37 protein-coding genes are annotated in these 23,175 nt (G+C 67.9%); 32 read left to right on the forward strand and 5 right to left on the reverse strand.

The genetic code is table 11. The features are described from left to right. Window positions 1-63: 63 nt before the first annotated feature. The 14 genes from ACZ5WG_RS15570 (at window position 64) to ACZ5WG_RS15635 (ending at window position 8,566) form a co-directional block, all read left to right on the forward strand. Window positions 64-390: a hypothetical protein gene (locus tag ACZ5WG_RS15570; RefSeq protein WP_468723456.1), complete on the forward strand. Its 327-nt coding sequence runs from the start codon at window positions 64-66 to the stop codon at window positions 388-390. Further along, window positions 387-644: a hypothetical protein gene (locus ACZ5WG_RS15575; RefSeq protein WP_468723457.1), complete on the forward strand. Its 258-nt coding sequence runs from the start codon at window positions 387-389 to the stop codon at window positions 642-644. Before ACZ5WG_RS15570 ends, ACZ5WG_RS15575 begins: the two co-directional genes overlap by 4 nt. Next, a complete protein-coding gene (locus tag ACZ5WG_RS15580) occupies window positions 641-1,453 on the forward strand; it encodes a hypothetical protein (RefSeq protein WP_468723459.1) in 813 nt (270 codons plus the stop codon). The genes ACZ5WG_RS15575 and ACZ5WG_RS15580 overlap by 4 nt, the downstream gene beginning before the upstream one ends. Then, window positions 1,453-3,135 carry a DNA cytosine methyltransferase gene (locus ACZ5WG_RS15585; protein WP_468723460.1) on the forward strand — a complete coding sequence of 561 codons (1,683 nt, stop codon included), beginning with the start codon at window positions 1,453-1,455 and terminating at the stop codon, window positions 3,133-3,135. Before ACZ5WG_RS15580 ends, ACZ5WG_RS15585 begins: the two co-directional genes overlap by 1 nt. Window positions 3,136-3,173: 38 nt before the next feature. Then, window positions 3,174-4,136: a hypothetical protein gene (locus ACZ5WG_RS15590; protein WP_468723461.1), complete on the forward strand. Its 963-nt coding sequence runs from the start codon at window positions 3,174-3,176 to the stop codon at window positions 4,134-4,136. Then, window positions 4,133-5,500 carry a replicative DNA helicase gene (locus tag ACZ5WG_RS15595; protein WP_468723462.1) on the forward strand — a complete coding sequence of 456 codons (1,368 nt, stop codon included), beginning with the start codon at window positions 4,133-4,135 and terminating at the stop codon, window positions 5,498-5,500. Before ACZ5WG_RS15590 ends, ACZ5WG_RS15595 begins: the two co-directional genes overlap by 4 nt. An 11-nt stretch (window positions 5,501-5,511) precedes the next feature. Further along, on the forward strand, window positions 5,512-6,183 hold the full coding sequence (locus tag ACZ5WG_RS15600; protein WP_468723464.1) for a PDDEXK family nuclease: 672 nt from the start codon (window positions 5,512-5,514) through the stop codon (window positions 6,181-6,183). Window positions 6,184-6,245: 62 nt separating this feature from the next. Beyond that, complete coding sequence (locus ACZ5WG_RS15605) at window positions 6,246-6,509, forward strand: hypothetical protein (protein WP_468723466.1); 264 nt, start codon at window positions 6,246-6,248, stop codon at window positions 6,507-6,509. A gap of 76 nt (window positions 6,510-6,585) precedes the next feature. Beyond that, a complete protein-coding gene (locus tag ACZ5WG_RS15610) occupies window positions 6,586-6,765 on the forward strand; it encodes a hypothetical protein (protein ID WP_468723468.1) in 180 nt (59 codons plus the stop codon). Beyond that, window positions 6,762-7,121, forward strand: a complete 360-nt coding sequence (locus tag ACZ5WG_RS15615) for a helix-turn-helix domain-containing protein (protein ID WP_468723470.1) — start codon at window positions 6,762-6,764, stop codon at window positions 7,119-7,121. The genes ACZ5WG_RS15610 and ACZ5WG_RS15615 overlap by 4 nt, the downstream gene beginning before the upstream one ends. A gap of 105 nt (window positions 7,122-7,226) precedes the next feature. Beyond that, window positions 7,227-7,394 carry a hypothetical protein gene (locus ACZ5WG_RS15620; RefSeq protein ID WP_468723471.1) on the forward strand — a complete coding sequence of 56 codons (168 nt, stop codon included), beginning with the start codon at window positions 7,227-7,229 and terminating at the stop codon, window positions 7,392-7,394. After that, window positions 7,391-7,654, forward strand: coding sequence for a hypothetical protein (locus ACZ5WG_RS15625; RefSeq protein WP_468723473.1), 264 nt, complete (start codon window positions 7,391-7,393; stop codon window positions 7,652-7,654). The genes ACZ5WG_RS15620 and ACZ5WG_RS15625 overlap by 4 nt, the downstream gene beginning before the upstream one ends. Before the next feature lie 100 nt (window positions 7,655-7,754). After that, window positions 7,755-8,153, forward strand: coding sequence for a hypothetical protein (locus tag ACZ5WG_RS15630; RefSeq protein WP_468723474.1), 399 nt, complete (start codon window positions 7,755-7,757; stop codon window positions 8,151-8,153). Continuing rightward, a complete protein-coding gene (locus ACZ5WG_RS15635) occupies window positions 8,150-8,566 on the forward strand; it encodes a hypothetical protein (RefSeq protein ID WP_468723475.1) in 417 nt (138 codons plus the stop codon). Before ACZ5WG_RS15630 ends, ACZ5WG_RS15635 begins: the two co-directional genes overlap by 4 nt. 120 nt (window positions 8,567-8,686) lie before the next feature. Here ACZ5WG_RS15635 and ACZ5WG_RS15640 read toward each other — a convergent pair whose 3' ends face one another. After that, window positions 8,687-10,993, reverse strand: coding sequence for a P-loop NTPase fold protein (locus tag ACZ5WG_RS15640; protein WP_468723476.1), 2,307 nt, complete (start codon window positions 10,991-10,993; stop codon window positions 8,687-8,689). A gap of 243 nt (window positions 10,994-11,236) precedes the next feature. Here ACZ5WG_RS15640 and ACZ5WG_RS15645 point away from each other — a divergent pair, with 243 nt between their 5' ends. The 5 genes from ACZ5WG_RS15645 to ACZ5WG_RS15665 all read left to right on the forward strand — a co-directional run bounded on the left by ACZ5WG_RS15645 (window position 11,237) and on the right by ACZ5WG_RS15665 (window position 13,825). After that, window positions 11,237-11,773 carry a hypothetical protein gene (locus ACZ5WG_RS15645; protein WP_468723478.1) on the forward strand — a complete coding sequence of 179 codons (537 nt, stop codon included), beginning with the start codon at window positions 11,237-11,239 and terminating at the stop codon, window positions 11,771-11,773. Between the two features lie 53 nt (window positions 11,774-11,826). After that, on the forward strand, window positions 11,827-12,012 hold the full coding sequence (locus tag ACZ5WG_RS15650; RefSeq protein ID WP_468723480.1) for a hypothetical protein: 186 nt from the start codon (window positions 11,827-11,829) through the stop codon (window positions 12,010-12,012). 113 nt (window positions 12,013-12,125) lie between these two features. Beyond that, on the forward strand, window positions 12,126-12,410 hold the full coding sequence (locus ACZ5WG_RS15655) for a hypothetical protein (protein ID WP_468723481.1): 285 nt from the start codon (window positions 12,126-12,128) through the stop codon (window positions 12,408-12,410). A 118-nt stretch (window positions 12,411-12,528) separates the two neighbouring features. After that, complete coding sequence (locus ACZ5WG_RS15660; RefSeq protein WP_468723483.1) at window positions 12,529-12,774, forward strand: hypothetical protein; 246 nt, start codon at window positions 12,529-12,531, stop codon at window positions 12,772-12,774. Window positions 12,775-12,958: 184 nt separating this feature from the next. Further along, window positions 12,959-13,825 (forward strand): TRADD-N-associated membrane domain-containing protein, encoded by an 867-nt coding sequence (locus ACZ5WG_RS15665; RefSeq protein WP_468723484.1) that lies wholly within the window; start codon window positions 12,959-12,961, stop codon window positions 13,823-13,825. A gap of 65 nt (window positions 13,826-13,890) precedes the next feature. Here ACZ5WG_RS15665 and ACZ5WG_RS15670 read toward each other — a convergent pair whose 3' ends face one another. The 4 genes from ACZ5WG_RS15670 to ACZ5WG_RS15685 all read right to left on the reverse strand — a co-directional run bounded on the left by ACZ5WG_RS15670 (window position 13,891) and on the right by ACZ5WG_RS15685 (window position 16,500). Continuing rightward, on the reverse strand, window positions 13,891-14,337 hold the full coding sequence (locus ACZ5WG_RS15670; protein ID WP_468723486.1) for a DUF6907 domain-containing protein: 447 nt from the start codon (window positions 14,335-14,337) through the stop codon (window positions 13,891-13,893). 99 nt (window positions 14,338-14,436) lie between these two features. Further along, window positions 14,437-15,045, reverse strand: coding sequence for a GntR family transcriptional regulator (locus ACZ5WG_RS15675; RefSeq protein ID WP_468723488.1), 609 nt, complete (start codon window positions 15,043-15,045; stop codon window positions 14,437-14,439). 133 nt (window positions 15,046-15,178) lie between these two features. Continuing rightward, complete coding sequence (locus ACZ5WG_RS15680; RefSeq protein WP_468723923.1) at window positions 15,179-15,958, reverse strand: GntR family transcriptional regulator; 780 nt, start codon at window positions 15,956-15,958, stop codon at window positions 15,179-15,181. After that, window positions 15,955-16,500, reverse strand: coding sequence for a GntR family transcriptional regulator (locus tag ACZ5WG_RS15685; protein ID WP_468723490.1), 546 nt, complete (start codon window positions 16,498-16,500; stop codon window positions 15,955-15,957). Before ACZ5WG_RS15685 ends, ACZ5WG_RS15680 begins: the two co-directional genes overlap by 4 nt. 162 nt (window positions 16,501-16,662) lie before the next feature. On the opposite strand from ACZ5WG_RS15685, the gene ACZ5WG_RS15690 reads away from it, so the two are divergent. From ACZ5WG_RS15690 to ACZ5WG_RS15750, 13 genes are all read left to right on the forward strand, one after another. Next, the gene (locus tag ACZ5WG_RS15690; protein ID WP_468723491.1) at window positions 16,663-16,902 is read left to right on the forward strand and encodes a helix-turn-helix domain-containing protein; all 240 of its coding nucleotides are present in this window, start codon (window positions 16,663-16,665) and stop codon (window positions 16,900-16,902) included. Further along, window positions 16,899-17,408, forward strand: coding sequence for a hypothetical protein (locus ACZ5WG_RS15695; RefSeq protein ID WP_468723493.1), 510 nt, complete (start codon window positions 16,899-16,901; stop codon window positions 17,406-17,408). Before ACZ5WG_RS15690 ends, ACZ5WG_RS15695 begins: the two co-directional genes overlap by 4 nt. A gap of 77 nt (window positions 17,409-17,485) precedes the next feature. Further along, the gene (locus ACZ5WG_RS15700; RefSeq protein ID WP_468723494.1) at window positions 17,486-17,674 is read left to right on the forward strand and encodes a hypothetical protein; all 189 of its coding nucleotides are present in this window, start codon (window positions 17,486-17,488) and stop codon (window positions 17,672-17,674) included. A 37-nt stretch (window positions 17,675-17,711) separates the two neighbouring features. Continuing rightward, a complete protein-coding gene (locus tag ACZ5WG_RS15705; RefSeq protein WP_468723496.1) occupies window positions 17,712-18,137 on the forward strand; it encodes a hypothetical protein in 426 nt (141 codons plus the stop codon). A gap of 17 nt (window positions 18,138-18,154) precedes the next feature. Continuing rightward, on the forward strand, window positions 18,155-18,544 hold the full coding sequence (locus ACZ5WG_RS15710; RefSeq protein ID WP_468723498.1) for a hypothetical protein: 390 nt from the start codon (window positions 18,155-18,157) through the stop codon (window positions 18,542-18,544). 38 nt (window positions 18,545-18,582) lie between these two features. After that, the gene (locus ACZ5WG_RS15715) at window positions 18,583-18,765 is read left to right on the forward strand and encodes a hypothetical protein (protein WP_468723499.1); all 183 of its coding nucleotides are present in this window, start codon (window positions 18,583-18,585) and stop codon (window positions 18,763-18,765) included. A gap of 2 nt (window positions 18,766-18,767) precedes the next feature. Beyond that, on the forward strand, window positions 18,768-18,932 hold the full coding sequence (locus ACZ5WG_RS15720) for a hypothetical protein (protein ID WP_468723500.1): 165 nt from the start codon (window positions 18,768-18,770) through the stop codon (window positions 18,930-18,932). 250 nt (window positions 18,933-19,182) lie between these two features. Beyond that, window positions 19,183-19,407, forward strand: a complete 225-nt coding sequence (locus tag ACZ5WG_RS15725; RefSeq protein WP_468723502.1) for a hypothetical protein — start codon at window positions 19,183-19,185, stop codon at window positions 19,405-19,407. Between the two features lie 30 nt (window positions 19,408-19,437). Then, complete coding sequence (locus tag ACZ5WG_RS15730; protein ID WP_468723503.1) at window positions 19,438-20,529, forward strand: hypothetical protein; 1,092 nt, start codon at window positions 19,438-19,440, stop codon at window positions 20,527-20,529. A 181-nt stretch (window positions 20,530-20,710) separates the two neighbouring features. After that, complete coding sequence (locus tag ACZ5WG_RS15735; protein ID WP_468723504.1) at window positions 20,711-20,977, forward strand: hypothetical protein; 267 nt, start codon at window positions 20,711-20,713, stop codon at window positions 20,975-20,977. Between the two features lie 167 nt (window positions 20,978-21,144). Then, a complete protein-coding gene (locus ACZ5WG_RS15740; protein ID WP_468723506.1) occupies window positions 21,145-21,612 on the forward strand; it encodes a hypothetical protein in 468 nt (155 codons plus the stop codon). An 11-nt stretch (window positions 21,613-21,623) separates the two neighbouring features. Then, window positions 21,624-22,694, forward strand: coding sequence for a hypothetical protein (locus ACZ5WG_RS15745; protein WP_468723507.1), 1,071 nt, complete (start codon window positions 21,624-21,626; stop codon window positions 22,692-22,694). Between the two features lie 12 nt (window positions 22,695-22,706). After that, complete coding sequence (locus ACZ5WG_RS15750) at window positions 22,707-23,096, forward strand: hypothetical protein (RefSeq protein ID WP_468723508.1); 390 nt, start codon at window positions 22,707-22,709, stop codon at window positions 23,094-23,096. Window positions 23,097-23,175: the final 79 nt, after the last annotated feature.

Below are 23,175 nucleotides of genomic sequence, written 5' to 3' on the forward strand. Positions count from 1 at the left end.
TCGGCCGCGGGCCATGCGGCCGACCCCACCCCAGCAGTATCCGCACGCGAGGAGACACCGCCAATGACCGCTGTGCAGCCCCACCTCGACGGCACCATCCCCACCAGCCGCGCACGCCAGCGCATCGATGACTACGAGACCTGGGCCGACATCGTCCGCCCCACCGTCATTGAGGTCGCCGAGACCGGCAGGACGTTCATGTTCTGGGAGATCGAGAAGGAGTACAGCCTCCCGATCCCCCCGGACCCCGACCACGACTGGGGCCGATTCGCGGCAGCCTGCCACCGCGACGGCATAACCCGTACCGCTGGCTACGGCCAGACCCGCGACAAGTCCGCCGTCCGCAAGTGGCGCGGCACCGTCGCCGTCATCGAGGGGCGAGTCGCGTGACCGCCGGGGAGACGGCCATCGCCTGCATCGGCGCCGCGGGACTCCTCGCCCTCGCCGCCCTCGCCGCCAGCTGGGCCTTCGACCGCTGGCACAAGCCCCGCACCACCAGCCGCTTCCAGCGGACCGCCCGCCGGGCCGCCCGCGCCGACGGGGCACTCACCGCGGACGAAGCCCAGGTCTTCGACCGGATCATCGCCGCCGAATTCCCGGCCGACATCCCCCACCAGACCCGCCGGACGGAGGAAAACCAGTGACCACCGAGACCCTCGCTGTACGCAACGCCCGCAACCGCCGCCAGAACCGCCGCCGTCTCGCCATCGCGCAAGGCCGCTGGCAGCCGCCATTCGTCGACGCCAACCCGGTCCGCGACCACATGGCCGCCCTCCGCGCCCAGGGCGTCACCCTCAAGCGGATCGCGGAACTGTCCCGCGTCCCCTTCGGCACCGTAACGGGACTGATCTACGGGGCCCACGGATACATCCCCCAGCGCGCCCGCCGCGAAATCGCCGCCGCGATCCTCGCCGTCCGACCCACCTGGAAAGACGTCGCCGACGAGGCATTCGTACCCGGCACCGGCACTGCACGCAGGCTGCAGGCCCTCGTCGCCGTCGGCTGGCCGGCCCCCATCCTCGCTGCCCGCCTCAACATGTTCGAGACGTACATGAACAAGATCCTTCGAGGGGAACGGCCCCGCATCACCGCCCGGCTCGCCCGTGCCGCCGCCGCCCTCTACGACGAGCTGTGGAACGTCGAACCCCTCGAGCACGGCGTACTTCCCGCCTCGAAGGCCCGCGCCCAGTCCCGGGCTCGCGGCCACCAGTGGAGCCAGCCGGCAGCTTGGGATGACGACCAGATCGACGACCCTCGCGCCGAACCGTCCCTCGGCGAGGACGTACCCCGCTACATCGCGCTCGCCGAGAACTGCGCCGAGCTCGAGCGCCAGGGCCACAGTCGGCAGCAGATCGCCGAACGCCTTGGCGTCACCCGAGACGGACTCCAGCGAGCCCTCTCCCTGTACCGCAAAACCGTCCTCGACAGCAGCGACACGCGAGAGGCCGCCTGATGTCCGCCGTATCCAAGAGCAAGGCCCGCACCGCCACGCACCGGCCGGCCGCCAGGCGCCGCCACTTCCGCCACGACGACCTCATCGCCGTCGACCTGTTCTCCGGCTTCGGGGGCCTGACCCGCGGCATCGAGATGGCCGGGTTCACCACGATCATGGCCGCGAACCACAACAGCTACAAAGTCGAAGTCCACGAGGCAAACCACCCCAACGCCGAACACTGGATCGCCGACCTGGTCGACCCAGGGGCAGCGGACTATCACTCCGCCCGCGACCTTCCCGCAGCCGACCTTCTGGTCGCAGGCGTGAGCTGCGTCAACCACTCCCAGGCCAACACCATAAAGGCCTACCAGCAGGGCGCAACGCTGTTCGACTACGACGACCCCGACTACGAGGCGCGGGTCACCAAGTCCGAGCGGGACCGAGCGACAGCGAACTGCGTCCTGCACTACGCCGCCCAGCATCACCCCCGGCTGATCCTCGTCGAGTGCACCACCGAGCTCACCTCGTGGGGGCCCGCAGTGCAGGGCCGCGCCAAGGTCGGAGACGGCACCACCTACCGGTGGTGGCTCAAGCAGTTCGACCTGCTCAACTACCGGCACAAAGTCCTGTACCTGAACTCGCAGTTCTTCGGCGTACCCCAGTCCCGCGACCGCCTGTACATCGCGTTCTGGGACAAGGCCCTGCCCGCCCCCGACCTTGAGCACCGGCCGGCCACGCGCTGCCAGCACTGCGACAAGGACGTCGAGGCGGTGTGGACCTGGCGCACTGGGGTCCCGCCGACCGGGTCCGTGCGATACGGCAAGCAGTACGAGTACCGCTGCCCGTCGTGCCGCCGCCCGGTCATCCCGCCGATGACGCCGTCGCTGGCCGCGCTCGACTTGAGCGACCTCGGGACCCGCATCGGCGACCGGGCGAAGCCGCTCGCGCCCGCAACGATGGCCCGTGCGGAGCGTTGCCGCCAGAGGTTCGCCGAATTCCCCGCAGTGCTCATGCCGGCGAAGGCCGTGCACGGTTCCGAACGGCATCCGTGGCAGCCGATGGCGACGCAGACCAGCCAGCAGGAGACGTCGATCCTGTCGACCGGCCTGTTCACGCCGCCGGTCGCGCTCGCGGTCGACAACTACCAAGGCGGCCCGCGCGGCGCCAACAGCCCGCTGCCCACCCAGGTCGGGTCGGAGACGCTCGCCGTTGTGTCCTCCGGAGTGATCCCGTTCCGGAAGAACACACTGCCCACGACGCACTACGAAGCTATGCCGACGGTCACCTCGGACCAGATTCCCGGCCTGCTCACCGCTGCCGGCTGGTTCAAGCAGAACGGGCCCACGGGCAACGAGACGGCGCCGCACCCGCTCACCGACCCGCTCGGCACCCTCACCGCCCGCGACACCACGGCACTGCTCATGGCCCAGTGGCGGGCCGCGCTCACGGATCTCCCGCTCGAGGACTGCTACTTCCGGATGATGGCCGCCCACGAGGTCGGCCGCGGATGCGGATTCGACGTCGACTTCGCCGACTACAGCGGCACCTTCATCGTCTGGGGTTCTGCCCGGAACCAGGTCGACGGCTTCGGCAACGCCGTATCACCGCAGGTCGGCGCCTGGATCGGGTCCCGGCTCCGAGCCGTCATCCACACGCGCCAGGACAGCGACCCAGAGGTCGCCACCGCCACCGCGGCCTAGCCGCTTCCCCACCCGCACCAGCCAGAGAGAAGCATCCGATGCCCTGGTTCAAGATCGACGACTCGGCGCACTCCCACCCGAAGTTCATTCGGGCCGGGAACGCTGCCCTCGGTCTCTGGCTGAGGTGCGGCGCGTACTCGGCACAGCACCTTCTTGAGGGCCGCGTCCCGAAGTCCATCGTCAAGGCATTCGGGACGCCCGCTCAGGTCAAGAAGCTGATCGAGGCAGGCCTCTGGCACGCACCCGACCACGACTGCCCCCGCTGCCCCCAACCGGCCTCCGGCGACTACCTGATGCACGACTTCTTCGAGGGCGGCAGGAACTCCACCAAGGCCCAGGTTGAGGCTGCCCGGAAGGGTGCCGCAGACCGCCAGGCGAAGTCCCGAGCAAGGGGCGCCGACGCGAAACGCATCGCAAACGGCGCGCGGAATGAAACGCTCCGCGACTCAAACGGCGCGCAATCTGAACCCCATTTTTCAGGTTCCACCGCAGGCCAGGACGGTCTGTCACAGCGTGACGCTATGGAGGGTGTCACGCCTAGCCATGCCATGCCTTTTAAAAGCCTGCAGGCAGGACGGCCCGAAGGTGTCCCGCAGCAGGGCGTGCAGACGCCGGACTGGGCCCAGCCACTGATCGACAAACTCGCCAGCAAGGGCATCCGGGTCAGCTGGGCACGGCTCAGCAACTTCCAGCTCCTAGGCATCCAAGAACTGATCAGGAAGCGGGGCGTCGACAGCCTGGTCGACACCGCCGTCAGCCGCTGGAACCCGCGAGATCCGATCAAGTTCGCCAGCCTCCTCCTGACGATCTGGCTGGAGTACCCCGACCCCACCCCCGGCAGTCAGCAGCGTTCAAACCGGCCCGCGGACTTGCCCGACTGGTGCAAGGACCCCGACTGCGACGAGATCAGCCGCACCCGCGAGATCGAAGACGACCGCGGGCTCCGCAGCCTGCAGCGCTGCCCCGACTGCCACCCCGCCAGCAAAGGACAAGCCGCATGACCGAGCCCGCCTGGGAAGCCGACTTCCCCGACGAGATCACCGCCGCAGTGCCGCACAACGAGGAAGCCGAAATGGCCGTCCTCGGCGCCATGCTCCTGCAGAAGTCCGTCATCGAGCCGATCTCCGCGATCCTCACCGGCGGGGCCGGCGACTTCTACAAGCCCGCCCACCAGACGATCTACATGACGATCTGCGACCTCTACGCCAGCAGCCGCGACCCGAAGATCGACCCGATCACCGTCGCCGCGGTACTCCTGTCCAGCGGCGAACTCGGCAAGGTCGGCGGCGCCACCTACCTCCACACACTGGTCCAGGCCGTACCCACCGCCTCCCACGGTGACTACTACGCCGAAATCATCCGCGAGAACGCCAAGCTCCGCGCCGTCCTCACCGCCACCCGCCGTGCCACCAGCCGTGCCCTCACCGCAGCCTCCACGGCCGCCGAGATCCTCGACGCCGCCATGGCCGACCTTCAGGCAGCCGCCTCCGGTACCCCGGCCGCTGACGTCCGACTGTCCGTCGCCGAACGCTGGCAGGGCTTCATCGACGAGCTGGAGGTCGGAGCCGACCCCAACGCCCTCGACACCCCCTGGCCCGACCTCAACCAGGTAGTCGAGCTGAAGCCCGGCCAGCTCGTGACCGTCGGCGCCGCCACCGGTGGCGGCAAGTCCCTGTTCGGCATGAACCTTGCCGCGCACGTCGCCCTCACCCGCGGCAAGCCCGTCCTCGTCGCCAGCATGGAAATGGGCGGATCCGAGCTCATGGCCCGCCTCACCGCGGCAGAGGCGAGCATCCCCCTCGACCGGCTGATCCGCCGCAAGCTCGACGAGGCGGACTGGGGCCGCATCTTCAAAGCGGCACCCCGCCTGCAGAACGCCGGGAACTTCATCCTCGACGACTCCGCGAACCTGACCCTCGGCAAGATCCGGGCCCGCATGCGGTGGATGACCTCCCGCGGCACCCCGCCCGCCATGGTCGTCGCCGACTACCTCCAGCTCATGACCCCCGAGGGCACCAAGTCCAACGCCACCCGCGCCAACGAAGTCGCCGAACTCTCCCGCGGCCTGAAGCTCCTCGCCATGGAGTTCGAGATCCCCGTCGTCGCCCTCGCCCAGTTCAACCGCAATGCCGCCGGCCGCCAGCCGCAGGTAACCGACTTCAAGGACTCCTCGGCGATCGAGCAGGACTCCAACGTGATCGTCCTCCTCCACCGGCCGCTCGCCGAAGACGGCTCCGACACCACCGAACGCGCCGGCGAGATCGACCTCATCGTCGCCAAGAACCGCAACGGCGCCGCCGGCCGGACCGTCGCACTCACCTTCCAAGGGCACTACGCCCGCCTCCGCTCCATGGGCCGACTCTGAAGGAGCACCCCATGCAGTACGGCACCAACGAACCCCGCAGCCCCCTGGACGCGTTCTTCGACTCCATCGCCACCGCCGAAGCCCGCGCCAACTACACGGATGACAGTCAGCAGGCCATTGCAGCCCAGCCCACCGTCTACCGCGGTACGACCTTCAGGTCCGCCCTGGAAGCGTCGTGGTCGGCCTCGCTCGACAACCTCGGCATCGCCTGGGAGTACGAGCCCCAGATGGTCACCCTCCCGTCCGGGACCCGGTACCTGCCGGACTTCCACCTCCCCGAGATAGGTACCTGGCTCGAGGTCAAAGGCCACGGCGTCCCGCGAGTCGAGAAGGCCTACGAGTACGCGGCCAGCCTCGCCTGCGACTGCCCCCGCTTCCGCTGCACCTGCCGCTGGCCCGGCGGCGAACTCGTCATCGTCGGACGGCCGCCGGTCACGATCCGAGAGCACGACGAGCGCGGGTTCGTCCGCCGCCGGACCCTCTGCCTCGAATGGGAGTCGGCCCGTCGGCGAGGCGCCTGGCTGACCGCATGCGTCGACTGCCGGCATGTCACCTGGTTCGACAGCCCCATCTGCCGGGCCTGCCGCGGACCCCTCGCCGGAGCGCACGGCTGCCAGTCCGGTGACACCGCCTTCGTCTTCACCCGCATCACCGGGCCAGCAGCACCACCCGCAGCCGCATGAGCCCCGCACCAGCCCATCCCCACCCGCCGTCAGGCATCACGCCGACCCCGAAAGGCAACCCCATGATCGACCTGCCCCGCGGTTATGTCCTCATCAGGCAGCGAGACCTCGACTTCCTGAACTCCTGCTACATGTCCCCGCTCTCCGGCATGCGGGACCTCGGCGCCGTCCTCGTTGCCGAGTGGGGTCACGACCCTGCCGAGCACCGAGAGCTGCTGGACGTCCTGGAAGTCGAACTCAGCGGCGCCATGGTCGAGACCGCAGCAGACCTGATGCGGGAACGCGGGATGGCCGACCTGCGAGTCGCGCCGATCGCCACCCCGTGACGCAGACGGCTGGCCCCCTCGTCGGAACCGAGGGGGCCAGCCAGACCGAATCATCCACCATCCCGAGGAGAACCCGATGGCATACCCGATCCGCCCCCGCCGCCACCTTCGGGACGTGGCCACGATCTGCCCTGCCGTCAGCGGATGGGGACGCCTGGCCATCCGCTGCGAACGGAATGCTGGCCACGACGGCAAGCACAAGAACGGCTGCGCCCACTGGGGCCAGCCCGCTACCGGCGAGAAGGCCGAGTCGTGACCGCGCCCGCCAGGCCGCGGCTGACCGAGCTGGAGATCGAAGTCCTGCGCCTGGCCTCCGAGGGGCTCGGCTACGAGGAGATCGCCAAGCGCATCTACGTGATCCCTCGCCGGGCCACCGCAATTAAGACCAGCGCACTCCGCAAGCTCGGCGCTCGGAACATTGCGAACGCCGTCTTCCTCGCCTGCCGGGCTGGGATCCTCGACGGCCGCCCGCAACGCCACGGAGACCACGCCGGCTACGAAGCGCATCGGAAGCGCGGCGAGGACCCGAAGCTCTGCGAGGCGTGTTCGGCCGGGGAGCGGGAGCACAAGGCGGCTATGAAGGCCCGCCAGAAGCCCTCAGTGCCCGCGTAGCGCTCCAGAAGCCAGCCAAGGCCCCGTTTCAGCTCCGGGCCTCCATGAGGCGCCCAGAGGCCCCGCAGAAGCCCGCCACCCCAACTCGACCCGAAGGAGCCCGCCATGACCGCCCGTCCGACCGACCGCCCGTCGCTCGCCGCCATCGCCGGCACGCACCCGCCCGCCGGTGACCCCGGATGCCAGTGCCTGCCCGCCACCCCGACCGTGGACGCCGCCCAGTGCGACCCCTGCCAGCCCGCCCGCACCGAGACCGAGGAGGCCGGACAGTGAGCGTCGTCCCCCTCGAAACCGAAGCCCAGATCCGCGAGTTCGTCGGGCTCTGCCTGAAGACCCGCACCGTCGCCAAGCTCGCCGCGGTCATGCCTGACTGGCTGCGCGGGCCCATCGAGTCCCGGGCCCCCGAGCTGGCCGAACTGCGCCAGACCGCCGAGCGCCTGGAGCGGGAGGCCGAGCGGGCCCGACGCGCCCATGTGAAAGCCCTCGGCGCATGGATCACGGCCGAGACCCAGCCCGACGGGAGCCAGCCGTGACCGACGTCCTCTTCGTCCTCGTCTGGGGGCTGGTCGTTTGGGTGGCCATCCAGATCATCGCCACCGCCGTCCGCCTGTACCGCGTCTGGAAGGACTGGCGGTGACCGTCCAGCCGCCTCTGTTCCTGCCCGGCTGGGACGTCGAGCCCTGCGACACCGCCCCACCCGAGCCCGACGACAGGCCTCACTTCGTCCGCCTCGACAACAGTGAACTCGCGGACCTGTACCGATTCCTCGCCAAAGGAAACCCGCGGCCCAGCGATCGCGCCGACCACGATGCCGCCCTCGGGCACCTGGAGCGTGAACTGCGACGCCGCGACGTCTGGCCCGTTCTTCCGGCCAAGCCGGCCCGCGACGCCCCGGTCGAAACCCGGTACGGGCACGGCCTCGACCAGCCCGGCGACCGGCCCCGCATCATCCCCGGCGACCACGGCCAACCACCCGGACGCCGGCGGGAGCTCGAGCCCCGGACCATCCACAACGTCCTGGAGACCCTGTGACCGACCAGCCCACCCTCCGCGACCGGGCCATCGACGCCATCGCCCGCGACCTCAACGCCGGCAGGTTCTGGCTCCCGACCGAGGGCCGGCCCGTCGCCGCCGACGCCGTCCTCGCCCTCGTCGCAGCCGAACTCGAGGCCAGCCAGCGGCGCGCCATCCGCATCCAGACCCTCCTCGACGAGACACGCGACCGGGCCCGCAAGGACTTCGCAGCCAGCCGCGAATCCGAACGGATCCTCCAGCAGCAGATCGACGACCAAGCCCGGGAAATCGACCGGCTGCAGGCCTCCGACCGACGAGTCCGGAACCTCGCCGACCAGTGGTTCGTCAGCGGCCCGACCCCAGTCCACATCCAAGCCGGCAAGGAACTCTTCGCCGCCCTCGAACCGACGAAGGAGACCCCTAATGCCTGACCCGTTCGACCAGCTCAGCCCCCGCGCCCGCCAGCTCATGGAGAACTTCGACGTCTTCGGCCTCGCCACCGCCCTCTGCTGCTACTAACACTTCCGCAACCTCACCATGTAGGACACGGTCTAGCGCAAGGAGTTGGCCCGCATCCGCGACGAGTTAGGCCTCCGCCGGGGAGGCTGACCCGTCGACGACGCCGGGTACGGTGGTGCTGGCTGGAGTCCGTGCGCCTTGCGGAAAGCCGTGATGGTCGCCCACACGAGCCTTGGATTGACTGCGAAGTTCAGTCGGGCCTCGGCCAGCCGGGCAAGCGAACCGTCACCGGACTCAGCCTCGAGTCGTAGCACTTCGGCCTTCACCAGGGAGTCGTTGAAAATCTCGAGCAGTGTGGTGCAGAAGTAGACGTAGGCAGCGGTCTCTATGTGCAGTCGGTTCAGGTAACTGGATGCGGCGCGCGCGAAGTCCGGCTCGGTGATCGTCGACTTCATGCCCCTGGTCACCTGCTCCACGCCCTCCAGCAACGATTGTGCGGTCGGTTCTCGGTTTTCCGTCCGCACGCTGCGCAGGGTGCAGATGAACGTCCCAGGGTCCGGACCGAGGTCGATCCGCTGCGCCACCACTTCGGCTGCCTGAAGCTTCCGGTCCAGGTCCGCGCGCACCAACGCTCGGCACAAGCTCTCTAGTCCACAGCCCGAGCCCTGCTGTTGGTGTGAAAGGGACACCAGTTCACGTGCCGCGCGGATGAGGTCCCGCGGCAGGCCCCCGGCAATCACATGACAGAGGCACAGGAACGCCTCGGGCATTCCGATCACCCGTCGACGCATCAATGTTCTAGACATGTCCAGGTCAGCCAGGTGGAGGGAGACCACAGTATCCAAGGCGGAATCGAACGCGTCGCGCACCGGAAGTCCCCGGCGCTCGAAGGAACTCAGCGCGTTGTCCGAGATGGAGATCAGGTAAAAGCAGTTACTCTGACCGAAGACGCCCTTGATGTCGTTGATGAATTGGTACACCTGTTCATCGGAATCGATCTTGTCGAGCTCGTCGATTCCGATGAACACCTTCCTACTCTCAGCGAGGGTCCGGAGAAACTCGTTCAATCGGCTGACGAGTTCCGGGTAGCTCATCGGCTTCTCCGTCATCGTCACGTTTGACGAGACTCCCCCCTCCAGGCCGACGGCTGTCTTCACGCCGGCCGACCAGGTACGCGAGACCGACTGCTGATACGCCAACCCCCGAAGCAACGCATAGGCCTCGGCAGCCACCGCACCGTGTTCCTGCTTGATGTCTTCGAACTCGTCCTGCGGATCCCGCCAGCCGCCACCTGTGTAGATAAACCGGACGGGGATTACGAACAGGCTGGAGAGGATTAGCGTGATCGCGGGGGCCAGGCTTGCAGGGGGTTTCCAGCCACCGAGAGCACTTACGAGCAGGAAGATCCCCCACCCCAGAACGAAGGCTGCCACCACTACAACCACCATGTCGAGAGTGCGGTGTCGTTGGCGACGTTCCCATGCCTGTCGCGCATCCGCACGGCCCGATATCTGCGAGGCCACGGCCGCGCAGATCCTGGAGAACAGGAGCAGGACGAAGTCCCGCGCTTCGTACTTCACCGGCGCGGCCACGAGAACACGCACGGGCGGAAGCGTCCCAGGCTCATGGTCGCCAGGCCGGGCATGTTCCGTCGAACAGAAGCGGCGCAGTAGTGTGGTCTTGCCGATGCCTCGTGGACCAGCAATTCCTATGCTCCCACCGGGCATCGCGGCTATGAGCCGATCGATCTGGCTGGCGACGGGCACAGCGATGAGAAACTGGGGATCTGCCAGTTCCGCCAGCCCCTTCGGCTCGGCGATGTCAAGTGTCAGAGCATACGACGGTTGCCGACGGTTGATCTCCTCCCTCAGTAGCCCCGCCACCGCCCTGTGGAGCGCACCGCTCTGCTCCTGCCTCGCCGTGTCCACGCTGGTCTCAAGGAGGGTGTATTCGGGGCTGGCGCGAAGCTGGGTTGAAATCCGCCTCATCAGCCTCTTGTTGAGGTACAACACTAGGAAGGCCAAGAGGAGGGAGCCAACGATGAGTGCGCCCACTCGGACGGCACTCAGGCCGCCGCGGGCGAGGAGAACCCAGTAAAGGATAATGGCGATCACGCCGGTCGAACCGATGGCGATCGCGACGTTCCGAAACATTCTGCCAGCGCTTTGTTCCTGATCGATCATTTGGATCCGCACGTCGGAGAATCGCCGAGCGGCTTCTTTGAACCGGTTGATCTCGGCCGATGCCGCCATTTCCACGTCAGCCCTTCGGTTCACGACCGCCTGCCTCAGCTCCTCAGACGTGGCGTCGGTGCGGTCCAAGCCGACGACAATGTCACGATCGGCCAGCTCATCAGTGAGCACTTCGTCTAGCTCGTAGTGGATCTCTTCGGCTTGCATCGTTCACTCCACCCTCATCGGTGGCTCGTACCTCCAGGCTGGAACCGGAACGGTGGCGACGCCAGCGGAGACGATGCGGCGCGCAGCTCGGCGACCCCGGACACTCGTGCGCGCACCCCCCACCCTTGTGCCAGACGGTCGAACGCCCGAGCGTGGCGCCGTCCCGTCACAAAACAGCAACACCCACCCCAGCCGCCCCCAGCAGTCGGTCAGATAGGGCCCTCACGCACCCCAGGGGATCCCATGAACCGAGCCATCACCGCCGCTGCAGCCGCCGCCACCGCCGTCCTGCTGGCCGGCTGTAGCAGCGTCACCAGCACCACGCCCAAGGCCGCCTCGAGCGGGCAAGCCGGCCAACCCGCACCTGCGGCCGCGCCCAGCAAGGCCACGGCCGACGCGGCGGGCGCCTTCACCGCCATCGCCGCCGTCGTACCCTCCGCCAAGCTCGGCACAACCGTCACCGCCGAGAACGACCCGAACCACATGCTCGGCCGGCCTCACGGCTACACGTCAAAGATCACGTTCACCGACGCGCGGATCCCCGCCGAACAAACCGAAGGCCGGGAAGTCGACGACCTCGAACTCGGCGGCAGCATCGAAGTCTTCCCGACAGCCGCCGAAGCCCAGGCCCGTGCCGACTACATCCAGGCAGCATCCAAGGCCATGCCCGCACTCGCCGAATACGACTACGTCCACGGCACGACCCTCATCCGCGTCAGCCGACTCCTCGCCCCTGCGCAGGCCGCCGACTACGGGAAGGCCGCCGCCAAGCTCCCGTAAGTCGCGGTAGCGTGCCCACCCACCTCGGAAGCCGCCCTCAGGAGGTACGCGCCATGGGAATGCTCGACCAAGCCGTACTGCAGCAAGCCAAGAAGGCCCAAGGCGAGACAAACGACCGCCTCGAGGCGCTGATCGCCGAACAGCAGCGAACGAACCAGCTCCTCGCGCACCTGATCGGCCTACTCGCCCCGCAGCCGGCCGCACCACCCGCCACTAGCTGGGGCAGCCGCGAACAGTAGGCGGCGGCACAAAGCCTTGCGCATGGCGGCGGACAGTAGCCCGAACCGTTAGCCCAGTAACGAAAACCCGCTACGGTGGAATCGGCAGTCGTGATTCCACCGTGGAGGCGGGCGTGGACCAGGAACCGTGGACCATCGAGCGCATCTGCCATGCCCTCGGCCACCCCACGCTCACCCAGCGTTTCCTCAGCGAGATCAACCGGGCGCCCGCGCACGAACTCCTCGCCGTCTTTGCCCGCTGGGAACGCGTCGCCAAGGACACGACAGCAGCCGTTCAGCGAGGCCAGGACATCGCTGCCGCCCAAGCTCGAGGCGAAGATCCGACAGCATCGTGGACAGACGCCACTGGCCGCATCCAGGCCGACGCCGAACGCCTCAAAGCCCGCGGCGCCGCCTGAGAACCCGAAGCGGTCACACGCCCTGCACGCGGATCGCTACGCTAAGTCGTGCAAAAATCACTGCCCGCCGTCCAGTGGTTTGTGCCCCTGTCCTGGAGCCCAGCCGCTGCGAGGCGAAGTGATCTACCGACTCAAGTACGACCCGGCGGCAGAAGCCGTACACGAAGCAATGCCAGCCGCAGCCAGCGAGACCCTCACGCTCGCATTAGCCGACGCCTGCCACGACCCCATCGGCGCAACCCAGCCATACGGCGAAGACGACGGCGTCATGCGGATGATCGTCACCGAGCAGTCCTTTGCCGTCCTCCTCATCGGGCAAGCCCTCAAAACGATCACCGTCCTACAGATCAACTACCTCGGATGACGCGACGAAGGCCCCGCCCACCGTTGGTGGGCGGGGCCTTCAATACCTGGAAGCCGCCATTTACACGCCAGCTCGGTCGCGGCCGAGGAGGCGCCCCACGGCCCTGCAGGCCCACAAGAAGCAGCATGCTGTGATCGCGGATTCGCTAGCCTGACGTCCTTCGTCGAGCCACAGGGGGACGCACATGGCAGAGGCCAAGCCGTCGGCGCACAGGTACACAGACGACCTCCAAGCACGCCTCGCGGCTGAGCATCAGGCAAAGATCGACAGGGAACTGGCCGAGCTGCACCATCGGCGAGCCGTACAGACCAAGCTCCTCAGCAGTGCAATCATCCTCGCGGTCCTGATGACGATGGCCCCGTCCTACGTGGCCTCAAGCAGCAGGCCGGGCGACTTGCCCAACTGGGCCCTGCAGGTGATCACCGTCAGCGGCCTGACCCTGCTGGGCGCGGTCATCGCAACGACAGTCCTAAGAGACCGACGCAAGGCAGCGATCCGACAGGACGAAACCCGACGCCTGGACAACGCAGCTAACGATCTTCGCGAGAAGATGGAGCTCGCCAGCCTGGTCAACTTCAATCGGATCCTGCTGGAGCAGTACCACGGCATCGCTACGAAGCAGGCCAACAAGTCCTTCTACAGCAGCGTCAGCGCCATGATCGTCGGCTTGGTCGTACTGGTCGTAGCCTTCATCGCTTCGATGCAGCTCAACGCACTCGGCGAGAGGGTCTTCATCGGGTCCTTCGCAGTTCTGTCCACCGTCTTCGTCGGCTACCTCAGTAAGACGTTCATGGTCGTCTACGACCGCTCGCTGCAGCAGCTCAACCAGTACTTCAACCAGCCCGTTCTCAACCAGTACTTCCTCTCAGCCGAACGCATCGTCGAACGCATCGACGGCGAAAGGAAGGACGAACTGCTCGCGCAGATCGTCAAGGACGTACTCGACACTGGGAAACGGATGCACGAGGCGGCCACCAGCGCCCCCACCTCCTCGCCTGCCGCATCCCGCCGCCGCAGGGTGCCAGCACAACAGCAGACGCCGGCCCCGTAAGACGGCCGGAGCGATCAGCGAAGCCCCCGACCTCATCAAGGTCGGGGGCTCACGCGCGTCCGAGGCTACAGCTGCGGAGCCTCACGACGGGCCGCGACCAGCACAGCGTGCACCTGATCCAGCCGGTCACAGTGCGCCCGAACCTGCGCGATCACCGCGGCGAACTGGTTCGGGTCCAGGCACTCCATGTACTCGTCCTCCCACGGCTCCACCACAACATGCGGCACACGCCGCTTCGCGTCGTCCGAGTACGGATCCACATTCAGACGAACCGCCAGCAGCGGCATCGCCAACACCCCCTGCTCCGCGTCGAACACCTCCACCGGAACGCCCTCGAAGCGTCGCCCGTGCGACAGCTCGACCAACGCCCCCTCCACATCGTTCCGATGGTGATCCGTACACCACGACGGGCACGACTCCACGATCTGACCGCCGCCCCAGATACGACGCAGCCACGTGCGAACCTTGCCCGGCTCAGCGACGATGGGGCGCTCAGGCGATACGATGGACATCGAGAACTCCTTCTTCGAGGTGGATCTCCTGATCAGCGAGGTGCGAACTCGCTGGTTGAACATGGCCGGGCGGGTGATGACCGCCCGGCCGTTCTGCGTTTAGAGCTTGGTCGCGAGAGCCTCGACGAGCGCAGCCAGGTTGCTCGGGGACATGTACTTCGCGAGAAGGTCTGCCGCTTCATGGGGTTGATCAACGGCGATGGACGCTGTTCGGTTGGCATCAAGATCCCGAACGAAGATGCCGGAGCCTTGACGGGAACGGATGAGCTCCTCTGACCGCAAGACGGCGAAGGCTTGGCGAACGGTGGCTTCGGATGAGCCGTACTCCCGCATCAGCTGATTGAGCCCCGGCAATCGGGATCCCGGCGCGTACTGGCCTGCGAGAATGGCCCGGCGCAGGTCATCGGCGATCTGCTTGTAGCTGGTCCGCTTGCCCGTTGGAGCCAGCCTGGCGACCTTCATGGCGTTAGCGCTGACGTTGTGGCGCGGTTTCTCGGCCGCGATGGCCGCCTTCTCGGCCTTCTCTGCCTCAGCGAGGGTGGAGAGCCACGCGATCTCGCGGTGTGCGACCTCACCCCACCACGACTTGGTGCGTCGATGATTGGCGAAGCGACGGTCCGTGTCGTTGGTGATGCCGACATAGAGCAGGTTGCCGTCAGCGTCGGAGAGGCGGTAGAGCGCGGTGCGCTCGGCGGGCTGTTCAGGCATGGGTATCCCCCTGGGTGGGTGTGACGACCGCCACGCCTGAACCGTATCGCTTTTTGTGAATGGTTGGAAGTGGAGTTCATGGAGCAGATGCGAAAGCGCCCCCTCCAACCCGGAGGGAGCGCCGTCGTGTTGGTCAGAACTCGTACTGCAAGCCGTACAGGTGACCAGCCTTTGCCATCGTCGTGGCCTCGATCGGCCGGTCATCGTTGCTCAGCACAACGCGGAAGGTGCGAAGCACCGAGATGGGGCTGGGCAGCTGCAGCGCCGCGTACTCCTCCTGTGTCGGCTCCTCCGCCGTCACGCGGTCGATCGTGCGCATAGGGGGATAGCCCAACCTGTCGAGCAGTGTGGGCGACCCGCCCTTGATCCGGCGACGCTCGGCCAGGCCGGTTCCCCGGGCAATCTCCAGCGGATAGTAGGACTTCACGAGCTCGCAGGGCTCGCCGTCCAGGCTCAACAGTTGCTGACGCAGTACCGCTTTGCCGTCCGCCCCCAGATCGAGGGCTGCGGCAATGTCGGCGGGAGGGCGCACCTCTTCCACGTTCAGCAACTCAATCGTCGGGGCCTTGCCGCGCTTCTCAGCCTCCTCCAGCCAGCGATAGGGGCGCCCCGCCGCGGCTGGCTTTGAGTAGGCCGCCGGATGCATCACCTCGCGCCGATGCTCCAGCACTGTGACTGCCGAGCCGGCCTTACCGGACGCCAACCCCTCGGCCTTCAGCATCGAGACGGCCTTCTGGATGGTCGCGCTGGACGCGTCGAAACGCTCCTTCAACGCCTGGGTGCTGGGGAGCTTGTCGCCAGGCGCCCGTTCTCCAGTCAGGATTTCGCGCCGCAGGTCGGTCGCGATTCGTTCGTGGAGCGCCCGCGGGTCGACGGCGTCTCTCGGGGTTCTGTTGGGTGCGGGCACGGTCAGGCCACCTTCAGCTCGTACTGGAACCGCCGGTACTTGGCGGGGGAGATCATCAGGTCCGCTTGCAGTGGACGACCGCTCTCATCCAGGGACAGCCTGGCGAGGATGAGCACCGGCTCGTCGGCGGGAAGCTTGAGGGCCGCCCGCTCTTCGCTGGTTGGCATGCGGGCGGTGATGTCCTCCCGCACCCGAGCGGTCACGTATCCGAGTTCCGCAAGGAGCGTGACGGCCCCGCCCTTGATCTTGCGAGGCTCGGCAAGTGCCGTTCCTGACGCCACGGCGAGGGGGTAGTAGGTGGTCGCGAGTTCCACCGGGACGTCGTCGGCGTAGATGGTTCGATGCCGGGCGATCACCGCTTCGCCTGGGGTGATGTCCAGGATCTCGGCGATCAGGTACGGCGCATCCTCCCGGCCAGCAGCTCTGAGTACCTGCCGGCCGACGGACCCCTGCGCCGCTGCTTCAGCGGCCCATGCATCACCGTCCATTTTCAGACGCGGCTTGATGTAGGGAGCCGAGGTGCTCACCCACTCATTACTGCTGGTCACATGCCTCTCCGTCCGCCATTCCCGACTATCCAACCTAGCTGCTCATCACGATAAGCGGCCAGGTTGCGCTTCCAGTCGTCCCGAGAAGCTTGTTGCTTTTTAGAAAAAGCAGTACAGTCGAGAACGTCCAGCCCCCGACAAACGGATTGGAGGACGCCCGCGATGGCGCTTCCCCTCAAGCTCCCGACGCTCTCTGTCAAGGAGGCGGCCACCGCCCTTGACGTGCACCCTTCGACGATCTACCGCTGGGTCGACGAGGGAGAGCTCGCATCGATCCGCTACGGCAAGCAGCCCGCCGAGGGCAGCAAGAAGCGCGGTGGAGAAATTCGCATCCCCGAGCACGTGATTGACGAGCGGCTGCGCCGTGGGCCGGTCCTGGAAAACTCCAAGGCGGTGGCGTGATGCAGAAGGCCACTCAGAACCACCCCTCCCCGACCCGGCGTCTCGTTCTTGAGACGCGCCAGGCTGGTGACGCCACGATCGAACTGACGGAGGACCGCACGCAGATCTTCCCGTTCCGCGTCGAAACGTTCCGCACCGTCAACGGCGAGCGCACCCAGACCGACATGCTCACCGGCCTCATGGCCGCTGACACGCAGGCCATGCTGGACCAGGCCGTCAGCTATGTTGCCGAGGTCGACGAGCTTCCCGGCCTCCGTGTCTGCCTCATCTCCGGCGGGCCCTCCGAAGCGGGCACCGTCATCTCGGGCGGCCGATTCCTGTCCGACGGCACTGAGTCCTCTGGCGGTCTGATGTCGCTCGAGGTTCAGTTCGACGACGGCTTCCGCGACTGGTTCGAGCTGGGCACCGGGGTCTACTGGCTCGACCCCATTACGGCCATGACGCTGAACGACCGTGCCGCGCACGCCAAGGCCTCCTACGTCCGCCGCCCGGCGATGACGTCATGAGCGCCGCGATCACCGCATGCGACTGGTGCGGGCAGGGCGACCACGACCCCATCGACCCGCAGGACGGCGAGTAGCCGATGTTCACCGGAACCCCTGAAGAGCTGAAGCAGCGTGAAGCGCAGGCCCGCAGCATCGCCGGCCGGATCGCCATGCTCCTCGACGACCTCGAAGACCTCGGCCTCGGCCAGGCGTCCGGTCAGCTTCACACCCCCGGCGGCATGATCCGCCAGCAGCCCGGCCGCGGCTGGGTCGTCACCGACCGCTAGACCATCCCACCCCGGCACGACCAACCGGAGGACAGCCATGCCCGAAACCGCGCCCGCTTCCGTCCACTCCATCGCCGAGGCCATCCGTGACCGCCGGTCCTACATCGCCAGCCAGCACCAGCGTGGCCGCTATTTCCTGTCCGACGGCAAGGTCGACCAGCCTGTCGGCGGCTTCACCGCCCTCGCCGGTGCCGAGATCGAAGTGAACATTCGCGCCACGTTCGCTTGGCGCTACCTGCCCACTGGCGGTGAGGAGCAGGTCGTCCAGTTCTCCGTCGTCGCCGAGTGCGCCGGATTCGGATGCGTCGACCCCCAGCACACGGTGACGTCCCCGGCCAAGCATCCCCTCGCGACCGACGCGGACGAAACCGGGAAGGCCCCGTTCCTGCTGGTGCCGGACGCCCTGAAGTGGGCCCAGTCCCATGCCGAGACCTGCCGGGCCATGCCCCGCCCGACCGCCTGACCACGAGGAGCACCGTCATGGCCTGCGATCCCTGGGCGAGCAGCCTGCCCGGCACCGTCCCCACGTTCATCCCGACCCGGGCCGACATGCAGTTCGAGCAGTACGGGCTCCTCGTATCCAGCCTGTACGGCGAGGACAGCGACGGCGAACTGATCGCCATCGGACCCGACCTCACCCCGCGCCGGGCGTTCGCCGCGATGACCGCCTACGCCCGCATCGTCTGCAGCTGGCCTGGCTACGACCCCGCCGCCGAACTCCGGGACCGCATCCGAGCCAGCGAACTGACCCTGGCCATCGTGCCCACCGTGTTCACCCGCGAGGCCGACGGCGGCTGGGACCTGTGCCGCCGTGCGGACGGACAACCCGCAGCCTGGCTCGTCAGCCCCTGGCACCCCGCCGCCCGCTGAACCCCAACCCACCCCGCCTGACCACCGGAGGCACCGTCATGCCCAAGTACGAGTCCGTTGAGGCCTACATCGCCGCCAGGAATGCCGGGAACGGTGACGCCGCGTCCCGGATCGTCGCCGAGGTAACCGCCCGGTACGAGACCCGCACCACCGACGGCAGCGAACTCGCCGAGCTCCTCGACGCCAACCTCACCGTCCCCCTCGCCAGCAAGGAGGGCTGACCGTGTCCGACATCGACAGCATCAGCCCCGGCGACGAACTCCCCGCCGGCACCCCCGTCCTCTGCTGCGGCGACGTCATGGACAGCGCCGGTGCCACCTGGACGTGCGGCTGCTGCAGCACCGTCATCGAGACCCGCGGCGGGCTCGTCTTCAACATCCGCGACTGACCCCACCCGCCTGACCAACGAGGAGCACCGTCATGCCCGAAACCCCCGCCACCCCGGAGCAGGACGACGACCGCTCGTTCATTTGGGTCTTCGGCGACCTCGACGACCCGCAGCCCGACACCGACCAGCCCGCCTGACCAACGGAAGGACCAACCGCCATGCGCCTCTTCTACGCCTTCGCGATCTTCGCTGGCTTCGCAGTCCTCGCATTCGCCATCGTCCACAACGCCTGACCGAGAGGAACGCCGACATGAACGCCACCATCACCGCCGCCCCCATTGAGCAGTCGTCCGACGTCGAGGCGGCCTGGGCGGAGCGCGACCTCCGCGAGCAGCTCATCGCCGCCTACGACCAGGCCACCACCAGGGCCGCTCGGGCCGCAGCCCGCTGGGACGTCCTCTCCTACGACATGGCCAACCCCGGCGTCACCAAGCTCGCCGACCAGCTCGACGACCACGTGAGCCGGGCTGCTTGAGATCCGCCGCGACCCTTAGGAAGGAAGATCATGAGCCCCCCCGGATGGATCAAGAAGCTCGACGTATTCGCCATCGTCGAGAAGCTCCTCACAATCGCGGCCCTCATCCTCGTCGCCATCACGGTCGGCGGGCAGCTGGGCCACATGCTCGGCCTGCACGGCACCCTGGCCACCGTCGCCGCATGGTCGATTGCGCTGGTGTACGACGCCCTGTGGATCGGCGCACTGCGCATGTCCGAGGTAGCGATCCGACAGCGGTCCAGGATCGGCATGGCCGTCATGCTCGGCCTGACCGTCGCAGCCATCGGCGCATCCACCGCGACCCTGCTGGTCCTCGGGCACGCCCAGATCTTCGCCGGCGTGCCGGCCGCCGCCGCGGTCTTCATGGGCCTTCGGATCTTCTCCAGCAACGTGCTGGCGGACTCCGCCACGGCCGATCGGATCGCCGACCAGTCCGCTGCCGCCCGCAACGCTCACGCCCTCGCAGCGGCGGACGCCCGTCACCTGCGATCGGAAGCCCGCACCGAAGTCCTCGACGAGACTGCTGGGCACCTCGCCGAGTTGCACCGCCAAACCGCCCGCGCTGAAGTCCTGACCGTCGCACAGAAGAAGATCAGTAGGGCTCGCGCCAAGGCCGAGAAGACCCTCGCCGCGGCCGACAAGAAGCACGGCAAGAAGGCCGCCGCGTTCATGTCCCGGGAGCTGCTGACCGTCGGGCCACGCCCCGTGGCCACGGACGCTGGCCACACCCGGCTTGAGCAGGGTGGCCACACGGTGGCCACGCAGGCCATCCCGGAAATCGAAGCCGTGGCCACCCCGCCCGTGTCCGTGGGCGAAACGGATAGCGAAGTTGGGGTAGGGCAGACCCCCGCCGAGGGCGCCCTGACCCTTGAGGAACTCGCTGCAGCCGCCGGCGTAGAGGTTCCCGAGCCGGGCGTGACCCTCACCGACGAGCAGCTCGAAGTGGTCGTGCGGTGGCTCCGCTACGGAATGGAGCCGCCCCGCTCCTACCGGCAGGCATATGCCGCTTTCAAGGAGGCCAAGTTCCAGGCTCGCGAGAACCGCGTTCGCCGGACCTGGGGCGAGATCGAGACCCGCGAAGCCGAGGCCGTACCCGCCTAACCCGCGACCCGGCACAGCCGGCAGGGCCCAGCGACACCAGCCGCTGGACCTTGCCGAGACTGCCGGACGCAGTCGGAACCACAAACCCGCAGGTCAAGCCGTTGAGTGACCCGGTGAGCGGAACGATCGCAGACCCGGCAAGCAGACCCGGTGTCACCTGCCCGAACCGGGAGAACTCGAGATGGCGGACCGCCCCAGCCCCTGGAAGCAGCCGCCCGAGCGTCCGAAGAAGCTCGCGCAGCGCAAGGCCGAGCGTCTGGCCCGGCGTGCCGAGCACTGGGGCCGCCGGCTGCAGGAGGCCCGCGAGTTCGGGCCTGAGGCGGTCGCGTCAGTGATCTTCGACAGGGCTCGAGGCGCATTCGATCACCTGCCAGCAGGCCAGCGCGAGAGGGCGTTCCAGGCCCTGGCAGACGCCATCGAGCGCGTCCGCGAGACGCACGCACAGTAACCGCCAGCTGTGACGGCGACTGTGACCGAGCCTGTGACAAGGCCTGTGACTCCGAATCTCACCGCCGCCCGTACTCGGGCGCGCATGCGCGCCCGTGCGCGCGCGAGGTTACGACGCTCTGTAATCACCCGTCAAGCCCCTAGAGACCTCGGAAGGATTGAACTTCCATGATCGAAGCTGTTGTCAGCTCCGCTGCGGGCGGCGCTTGCGCCGGTTCCGCGGCCCTCCTCTACTACTCGGAGAAGCTCCCCGGCCTCCAGAAGATCACCAACAAGCTCCACACCGACCGCGCCCAGGCCATCCTGATCGCCACCGCGTCGGCCGCCATCGTGGCCACCCCGGCAGGTGCCTGGTGGAACGAGACCGTCAACTCCATCGACGAATGGGCCGTCAGCCTCGTCGGTGCCTGGACGGGCCTGCTCATCACCGGAGTCCCCGCCCTGTTCGTGGCTGCCGTCTTCGTCAACGACCTGGTCACCCGCAAGGTCGAGCACCGCACCCGCATCCTCGCCGCGATCCTGCCCGTCCTCGCTTCCACGATCCCCGGTCCGATCGGCGCAGGAGTCCAGACCGTCCTGGGCTGGGTCGTCACCAACGTCAGCAAGCTCATCGCTGGCGCCTTCGGCCTGGCGTGAGGAGCTGACCCGTGATCGAGCTCCTAGTTCTCATCGCCATCGCCTACGCCGGAGCGCGCGGCGTCGAGTCGGTGACCGGCATCAACGACCAGCGTCACGACAGCCCGGCCGCCCGCGAGACCGTCGAGAAGGTCGCGGCCGGCAGCCCAGCGAACAGCGCCACACCGAAGCCGTCCGGCCCCACCGACCCTGGCGGGACGTTCAGCGCGGCGGCGCCCCGCAGCGCCAGGCTCGGCGGCAAGGCAGCCGTCCCCCTCGCAGTCCTCGCCGAGACCAGCTCCACGATGTGGAAGGCGATTGGAGAGGGCTACCGCGAGCGGTGGCCCGAGATCCGCGCTGAGCGCCGCAAGCAGATGGCAGAGCGGGCAGCCAAGCGCGATGCCGAGAAGACCGCGGCCGAGGCGCAGAGGAAAGCAGACGCGGCCGCCGCCAAGGCCGGGCCTCCGCCGCTCTTCCCGCCGATGCCAACCCAGCCGCCCGCCCCTGCCCCGCAGGCCGAGCCCGCCACCACCATCCCCGCCGACGCCCCCGGCGCCGTCCCCGACCGCCCCAGCCATGGACACACCAATCCGGGCGAGGTCATGGGCTGGCCGGGCGACGGAACAGCCAAGATCCCCACCCAGCCCGCCACCACTGCCCCCCGGCACCTGACGGCCGTCCCCAACCCGGCACAGAACGGAGACCCCATGTCCGCACCCTCCAGGGCCATCCCCGAAATCCGCACCCTCGACGGCCTGCTCAACGCCCTGACCCTGGTCCGCGCCATGTGCGAGATGCGGTCCGAGGAAGCCCTGGCCATCGCCGCCGACGACCTGGCCCTGTCCAACCGCCTCGACCAGATCGAAGCCGAGATGGCCGACCTTGAAGTCGACGACAGCACCCGAGCCGAGGTCGACGGCCTCCGCGAATCCATCCACGCCCAGTCGCAGGCCGCAGCCCAGTACGGCGGTGCTGCCAAGGATGCCGCCGACCTTGCCCTCGCCACCGCGGACGCGGCCCACAAGGACCACGGCGGGATCGCCGAAGCCGTCCAGTCCTCGCCCATCGAAGTCGCCGCGCAGGCCGGCTACTACAACCGCTGAGAAGGAGAACCCGTGGCCATCACGAAGATCGCGGACGTCATCAACCACCGTGCCCTGCTCGCCGCACTCAATGCCATCCGCGCCGAGGTCGAATCCCGGCAGGAAGACGTCGACAACCTCGCAGCCTGGTCCAGCGAAATGGCCGACCGGATGCAGGGCGTCGCCGAGGAGCTGCAAAGCCTGCAGGTCGACGTCTACACCGTTGGCAACATCGCCGCCCTCAGTGACGTCATCTCAGGCCAGGCCGCCTCGGCGGCCCGCTACAAGAACGCCACCGACACCTCCGTCACCCAGGCCGGGACAGCTGCGCGTACCGCGCACCGCAACCACGGCCGCATCCAGGACGCAGTCGACGACAGCCCGGTCCCGATGGCAAGGAACACCTTCTACAGCGCCGAATAGCCGATGCCCAGACGCCCCCGGCCCCCGCGGTCCGGGGGCGGTGGGGAGCACCGGGCCCCGGCCCCCAACCCGCAAACCC

This window comes from Streptomyces sp. NPDC032745 (assembly GCF_055579465.1).